Below are 7,087 nucleotides of genomic sequence, written 5' to 3' on the forward strand. Positions count from 1 at the left end.
ATAAAAAAAATTGCTAAATTAGTGCTTTAACAATGTTCGTTGCTTTTTTTAAGTTTGCTTCTGAATTTCGTTCCGAAATTCCTCGCACACTTAAAACGCAACTATTTTTATACACAAACGTTGTGTAACATTAAAAACTGACACGTATGAATAAAATTCTGATTATAATATTATTTTTAGTGGGGTTTTCTAATTGTCAAAAACCTGAAAAAATTGAAGGTCATTGGCACCTAAAAAGAAATATTGAACAGAATGAAAAATATGTCACATTAGATTTAATTAATATCAATGACTCAATTGCACATATGAGTAAATATTCATTTAATGATACTTATGAAATAAGGCATTACAAAGAAACTAGAAATCTAATAACAGGCGATTGTGGAGGATATTTTGAATATTCTGTTAGTGGAAATAATATTCATTTGAAAAATGTTCAAGATTACGGAGACTATTATGGTTCAAAACATTTGCTAAGTAGAAATCACAAAATTGAAGATTTTTATAACAGTCTTTTACTAGATTTAACTTTAGCAGAAACCAAAAAAATTAAAAATCAAATAAGTTTTGAAGATGAGTACTTTGTGAGAAATCTCGTGGTTGGAAAAAAGAATAAATCTGAAATACAAAATCTAAAATCAAACTATTATATACAAAACTACTCAGAACTTATAAACTTAAATAAAATTGATGAGTGGATTGAAAATATTGAAAACTCAACAAGTGATAAATATCTAGCCTATCTTCGTTTTAGAATTATAGTAGATAAAAATTTTCCTCTGATTTTTCTATCCGAAATTAATGAAAAATTAAAAAACAGAGGTTTTAAAGGTAATTATCTAACTTTCTTAAACTCTAGTGAACTAGAATCTGAAAATCTTTTTAAATACATAAATCTCAATAAAGTTGAATTTGGAAAAAAGGAAAAATTAATTGAATTGATTGAATAATAACGTTACACAACACCGTATAAACTTTATTGCTGGTTATAGCTCACTTGGGAAATTCCTCCGGAATTTCGCCGTTCGTGTTTTATTTACTAAATTCACTGCTTAAAACACGCAACAAAGCTTATACAACAACGTTGTGTGTCATTTAAGCATAGAAACTTCAAATTGAAAGTTTTGAACTAAACAGAAAAAAGGAAATGAAAAATATGATTGAAAAATATGACGGAAAGAAGTATACTCTGAAAGAGTATCTTCCAGTTATTTTTCTATTTATCTTTCTTATTGGATTTGCAATTTATACCGTTGTTAAAAAAGGAGAATTTGAAGATGTCTTTTTAAGTACAACTTTTGACGAAAGTGTTGTGGACATTTTTGAAGAAAAAGGAAATACTTATTTATTACTGACAAATAAAGATAATAGGTATAGAATCGAAGACAGTCGGAATTACGCTTACGAATCTGCTTTTTTATATGATTTTATTAAAGAAAATGACCGAGTGATTAAAAACGAATGTTCTGACACTCTTTTTATAGAACGAAGTTCAAACAAATATCATTTTCTTATTGGAAGTTCATCATACAATCGTGAAGGAAAATCAAAGGAGTTTATTCAAAAGTACTTAAACGAAAGAGCAATAATGAATGAAAGAAATGATTGCAATTGAAAGTAAAACTGAATATAAAAACGAACACACAACACCGTATAAAAATAATTGCGGTTTAGTGCTTAATCAAAGGTCGTTGCGTGTTTGTAACGTCTGATTTTCCTGCGGAAAATCCTCGCATACAAACCCGCAACTATTCTTATACATAAACGTTAGCAAACATTAAAAAATGAAAACAAAAAATATTATCACACAATTTTTGATTTTTTTTACTTTAATTATAAATGCCCAAACAATTTATTTTGAAGATGAAAATAGATCTCTAAATTCAATGTATGTGAATAGTAATGATATGTATTTTACTGAAACTCGTTCTATAGGAAATACACTTTATGAAAATCAAATTTCTAGAATAAGTCTTAGAATTGAAAATCCAATAATAACAACTTTCGTACCTTGGTATATGCCATTTAACTATGAATTTGATAGAGTTCTAGACGAAAACAATATTTATATATCTGAAGAAGGTTCTATTTCCAAAATAGATTTATCATCAAGTTCTCCAGTCAAGATAAAAATATTCGAAAAAGAGAACTTTTTTCCACAGGAATTGGTTATAAATCAAAATATACTATATATAAGCGACCCAAATTCTAGACAAATTTATAAATTAAATCTTTCCGTTCAATCCCCTTCATTAGATGTTGTAGCTCAACTAGTAAATAAAGAAGCTAGAGAAATGATAATACATCGGAATAATTTATATTTTAATGATGGACTATCAAGTAATATTTATAAAATTGATATTACTACAGGTTCTGCTACTCAAACCCCCACAGGAATGGCTGAAACAACTCAAGTTACTAATAATAATGGAAATAGTTTTTCTATAAATGGAAATGATTTGTACTTTATAAGAGATTTTATAATTTATAAAATAAATCTAGAATCAAATTTACCTGTCTCACCAGTTGAAGTTTTAAATGGTTATCATACTAGTTCTATCGTTTGCTATGAAAATAATTTATTTTTCTCTGCTCCTAAAACTGACGGAAATAATAATTCGTTTGGTGTTATTTATAAGCTAGATATTTCTACTATTCTATCAACGAATAATTTGACATTAAAAGATAAAATAGCGATTTACCCAAATCCAACTAATCAATTTATTACATTTAATGGCTTAAACGAAACTACAAATTATTATATTTTTAACTCACTTGGTAAAGAAATTCAAAAAGGAAAAATTCCAAATAAAGGAAAAATTAATCTTGAAAGTTTGGAAAAAGGTATTTATATAATAAAATTTGAAAATGGAAAAACTACTAAATTTATAAAAAAATAAAAAACGATTTGCTAACACCGTATATAATTTATTGCTAACTTCTCGCCTACTTACGAAAGTCCTCGCAGACTTTCTTGGTCGGTAATTATTTACTAAATTAGTTGCTTGAAACACGCAACAAACCATATACAACAACGTTACCAAAAATAGTTCAGATCACTCAACATTCTGAAAAAATAAACAAATAAAACTCTTGAATTTTAAAAATGAAACACTCTCTGAAGATTGGAAAATTCTGAAAGAATTTTGTTTGTTTTTTATAGAATTTAGAAAGTTTAAAAAAATAAAAACTGAGCATTTCGGAATTGAGTAAAATGCGGAATAAAATCTGTGCGGAATTATCTCTAAACCGAAAATTCAGAAAGGCTGAGAATTTATTGAAATAAAATTGTTGTCGGAATTTAGCACGTGAGAAAACACTCAAACGCGAAAAACCAAAATAGCGGAATTAAGCAAAATGTGGAGTAAAAACTGTGCGAAATTATCTTAAAGTGAAAATTTAGAAAGGCTGAGAATTTATTGAAAATCAAAAAAAAATAAAAATTGTTGGCGGAATTTTCACTCGAACGCTGAATTCAGAAAATAATAAGGAAAAGTGGAAAATTAAAAAAACTACTTTTGGTAACACCGTGTATAAAAAATTGCTTATTTTTAGCTTAACCGAAGGCAGTTGCATTTTTACTCACTTCAATTTTCCTGCGGAAAATAGCCGTTCATAAAAATCGCAACTTTCCATAACACAACAACGTTACCACCAATTAAAAAAAAATGAAGAACATAAAACATACTTTATTACTTGTATTAATATTATCAATTTTTACAAGCTGTGATTTTATAAATAATGCGTTTACTTACAAAGACACAACAAAAGGTTTTGTAGAAGCATTAATAAAAGAAGATTACGAAAAAAGTTTGACTTTTATGGCTGTGGAAGAAAAGGCTTTTGAGAATACAAATCTTGACACACTAAAATTAGGTTTAGCTAATTATCAAAAAATAATAGTTAATAACTTTGGAACAGAATTAAATTATAAGTTCATCACTGCTGAAAAAAATTTCTCCACAATAGAAGGAGAAAGTACTGCTCCAAATACAACTAAAGCTCAAATTGAATTTTCAAACGAACAAGAATTTGGAATTATATTTGATGATAGTACTAATAAAATATTGAATATAAAAACTCTTGATATTAAAGAAAAAATTCCAAGTATGATTATGTTTTGGTTATTTGGAATTTTAGCAATTTGTATTCCTATTTTTAATATTTGGATAATTAGAAAAATTAAAAAAAGTAATTTAAAGAAAAAATGGCTGAAATATATTGCAGTAATATTCCTGAATGTTCCTGCAATAACTTACAGTGCAATTAATGGAATTTCTTTTAGTCTATTAAGTTTTCAAATTCTATTCGGAATTAGTTTTTCATATATGGGTTATTTAAACTCTTTTTGGACTTTTGGAATTCCACTTGGCGGAATTTATTGGTTATGGAAACTGAATAAAAAAACAGAAGAGAAAAAGGAAACTGAAACTGAAACTGAAACTGAAATTATAACGGAATAAAAAAAACTGGTGGTAACACCGTATAAACTTTATTGCTGGTTTTGGCTCACTTGGGAAATTCCTGCGGAATTTCGCCGTTCGTGTTTTATTTAGTAAATTCACTGCTTAAACAACGCAACAAAGCTTATACATCAACGTTAGCGGTAATTAGAACGAACATCGTTTTTATATCAAAATTATGATTAAATAACACAAAAAACCAAATGTCGTGTAAATGTCGCCTATAAAACATTACTATTTTTTGGTAAGTTTTACAATTGAAGATAATTTTACTTAAAATTTTAATTTGAATGGATAAACTTAATTTTGGAAAAGAATTAATTAGAATAAGAAAAACTAAAGGGTTAACTCAGGCTGAAGTTGCAGAAAAATGCAACATAACAATACGTACCATTCAAAGAATTGAATCTGGTGCTGTTAAACCAAGAAGTTCTACTATCAAAATTATTTCTGAGTTCTTAGAAATTGATTTTTTTGAAATCTCAAATCAAAATTCAAATTTGAAAAATCATACTATTTTATGGTATTTAAAAGACATCTTTAATTTAAAAACAAATACAATGAAAAAAATCTCAATCTTAACTATTTCAACTCTCATTATTCTTTTTCTTTCTGTTACTGCATTTAATAAAAAAACTGAACACACCCTAGAAATAAATAATCAAAAAGCAAACTTAGAAACTGAACATAAAAGAAAGACACCTCAAAACGAATATGATGTTATTGGAATGTTTGGGGAAATTCATAAAAATTGGGCATTGGTAAAAACAGGAAATCTTTTTGGCTTTATAAATATGAAAGGTGAAATTATTGTTCCTATAGAATATACCGCAATTGGAATGTTTGGAGAAATTCATAAAGAATGGGCAATAGTAAAAAAAGATAATCAGTTCGGTTTTATAGATATGAAAGGCGAAATTATTGTTCCTATAGAATATACCGCAATTGGAATGTTCGGAGAAGTTCGTAAAGAATTGGCATTAGTCAAAAAAGGAAATCAGTTCGGATACATAAATAGGAAAGGCAAAATTATGGTTCCTATAAAATAAAACACCATCGTATGTTTAAAGAAATTGGTGAAGTTTTTACTGTTATAATAAAATAACGAATATAAATTAAAAAACTACCGCTAACACCGTATATAATTTATTGCTGGCTTATTGCCTACTTACGAAAGTCCTCGCGGACTTTCTTGGTCGGTAATTATTTACTAAATTAGTTGCTTGAAACACGCAACAAACCATATACAACAACGTTGTAATTCATTGCTCAGAAAAATCAAAACGCTGAATTGAAACGTGGGAAATATTGAATTTCTTTACTTTTAAATTTAAGAAAACTGAAAATTTGTGGAACACTCTCTCGCTCGTCAAAATTTTTTTAAATTGCGGAATTTAGCAAGTTTGTGAAAATTTTGAATTAAGAAAGTTTGCGGAATTTTTACTCGCACAAATATTGAAACGGAATTCCAAAATTGCGGAATTTTATCGCTTTTTTTTTTAGAAAAAGTGTTTTACATAAAAAATGTCGGAATTTACTCAAATGCTGAAAAGTTGAAAATGGAATTAAAATGTATTTACTCAAATGTTTCACAACAAAATTACAACACCGTATAAAAAAAATTGCTTAAATTTATGCCTTATCAAAGCTTTTTGCTTTTTTAAAAATACTTCTAATTTTCCGGTGGAAAATTTGCCGCATTTTTAAATCGCAAAAATTTTTATACCAAAACGTTACCTGCAATTAGACAAAAACTCAGAGGAAGAAATGAAATATTTAATTCTATTAATAATATTCGGTCTCATTGGATGTAATTTTAAAAAAAAGAAAGATAATTTGAATAAGGAAAAACCTACCTCTGAATTAATCGATATTATTGGAAATAATTCTGATTGTGGAATTTACGAAATACTTAATTCTGAAAGCGAAAACCCTATTGAATGGACAATTAAACCGACTACTTTACAGATAATCCCAAAAGGTGAAGGTCATTATCTTGTAAAGGCATACAGAATAGAAAAAACTGGAATATATAATTCCGCATATATTAATGTAAGCACTCCTGAACGAATTGTTGACTTTGTAATATATAACTTGGAAAAACCTCAATATTCTGATGCTTATGGTTCAATAGATATAGAGGTAATTCCAGCAATAGCATCTGACTGTTTTGGCTCTTATGAAGTATATTATTCAAGATACAATCCTGAATTGTCTGTAAAAGTATTAAAAGAGGGTTTAGAAAAAAGCAAAGAAAAAAATGTGATTGCTGAAGATTTGGGATATATTTTAAGTGATGAAAACAGACATAAAGAAGCATTGAATTATTTTCTATTATCAGAAAAAAATGGAGCTTCATCCGAATTCATAATTGAAGAAATAGAAAATATTTATCGAACTTTAGGAAATATTGAAAAGGCTGAATATTATAAATTAAAATTGGAAAAAATAAAAACTGCAGGTAACACCGTATAAACTTTATTGCTGGTTTTGGCTCACTTAGGAAATTCCTCCGGAATTTCGCCGTTCGTGTTTTATTTACTAAATTCACTGCTTAAACAACGCAACAAAGCTTATACAACAACGTTATATTTCATTGCTCAAAAATCCAAAAATGCGGAATT

At 27.5% G+C, this 7,087-nt stretch carries 6 protein-coding genes; all 6 read left to right on the top strand.

What is annotated here, in order from left to right; all coding sequences use genetic code 11:
- Positions 1 to 146: 146 nt before the first annotated feature.
- The 6 genes from SHK09_RS14960 (at position 147) to SHK09_RS14985 (ending at position 6,938) form a co-directional block, all read left to right on the top strand.
- Complete coding sequence (locus tag SHK09_RS14960) at positions 147 to 950, top strand: hypothetical protein (protein ID WP_319811595.1); 804 nt, start codon at positions 147 to 149, stop codon at positions 948 to 950.
- Between the two features lie 197 nt (positions 951 to 1,147).
- Entirely contained in the window at positions 1,148 to 1,615 is a 468-nt protein-coding gene (locus tag SHK09_RS14965; protein ID WP_319811596.1) for a hypothetical protein, read from the top strand.
- 169 nt (positions 1,616 to 1,784) lie between these two features.
- Positions 1,785 to 2,900: a T9SS type A sorting domain-containing protein gene (locus tag SHK09_RS14970; protein ID WP_319811597.1), complete on the top strand. Its 1,116-nt coding sequence runs from the start codon at positions 1,785 to 1,787 to the stop codon at positions 2,898 to 2,900.
- Between the two features lie 768 nt (positions 2,901 to 3,668).
- Positions 3,669 to 4,463, top strand: a complete 795-nt coding sequence (locus SHK09_RS14975; protein ID WP_319811598.1) for a hypothetical protein — start codon at positions 3,669 to 3,671, stop codon at positions 4,461 to 4,463.
- Between the two features lie 290 nt (positions 4,464 to 4,753).
- Positions 4,754 to 5,512, top strand: a complete 759-nt coding sequence (locus SHK09_RS14980) for a WG repeat-containing protein (RefSeq protein ID WP_319811599.1) — start codon at positions 4,754 to 4,756, stop codon at positions 5,510 to 5,512.
- Between the two features lie 718 nt (positions 5,513 to 6,230).
- A complete protein-coding gene (locus SHK09_RS14985; RefSeq protein ID WP_319811600.1) occupies positions 6,231 to 6,938 on the top strand; it encodes a hypothetical protein in 708 nt (235 codons plus the stop codon).
- Positions 6,939 to 7,087: the final 149 nt, after the last annotated feature.

The sequence above is a fragment of the Polaribacter sp. PL03 genome (genome assembly GCF_033875165.1).
Lineage (GTDB): Bacteria > Bacteroidota > Bacteroidia > Flavobacteriales > Flavobacteriaceae > Polaribacter.

Coding starts and splice junctions, on each gene's coding strand:
- SHK09_RS14960 (WP_319811595.1), top strand. CDS start 147: ATGAATAAAATTCTGATTATAATATTATTTTTAGTGGGGTTTTCTAAT.
- SHK09_RS14965 (WP_319811596.1), top strand. CDS start 1,148: ATGAAAAATATGATTGAAAAATATGACGGAAAGAAGTATACTCTGAAA.
- SHK09_RS14970 (WP_319811597.1), top strand. CDS start 1,785: ATGAAAACAAAAAATATTATCACACAATTTTTGATTTTTTTTACTTTA.
- SHK09_RS14975 (WP_319811598.1), top strand. CDS start 3,669: ATGAAGAACATAAAACATACTTTATTACTTGTATTAATATTATCAATT.
- SHK09_RS14980 (WP_319811599.1), top strand. CDS start 4,754: ATGGATAAACTTAATTTTGGAAAAGAATTAATTAGAATAAGAAAAACT.
- SHK09_RS14985 (WP_319811600.1), top strand. CDS start 6,231: ATGAAATATTTAATTCTATTAATAATATTCGGTCTCATTGGATGTAAT.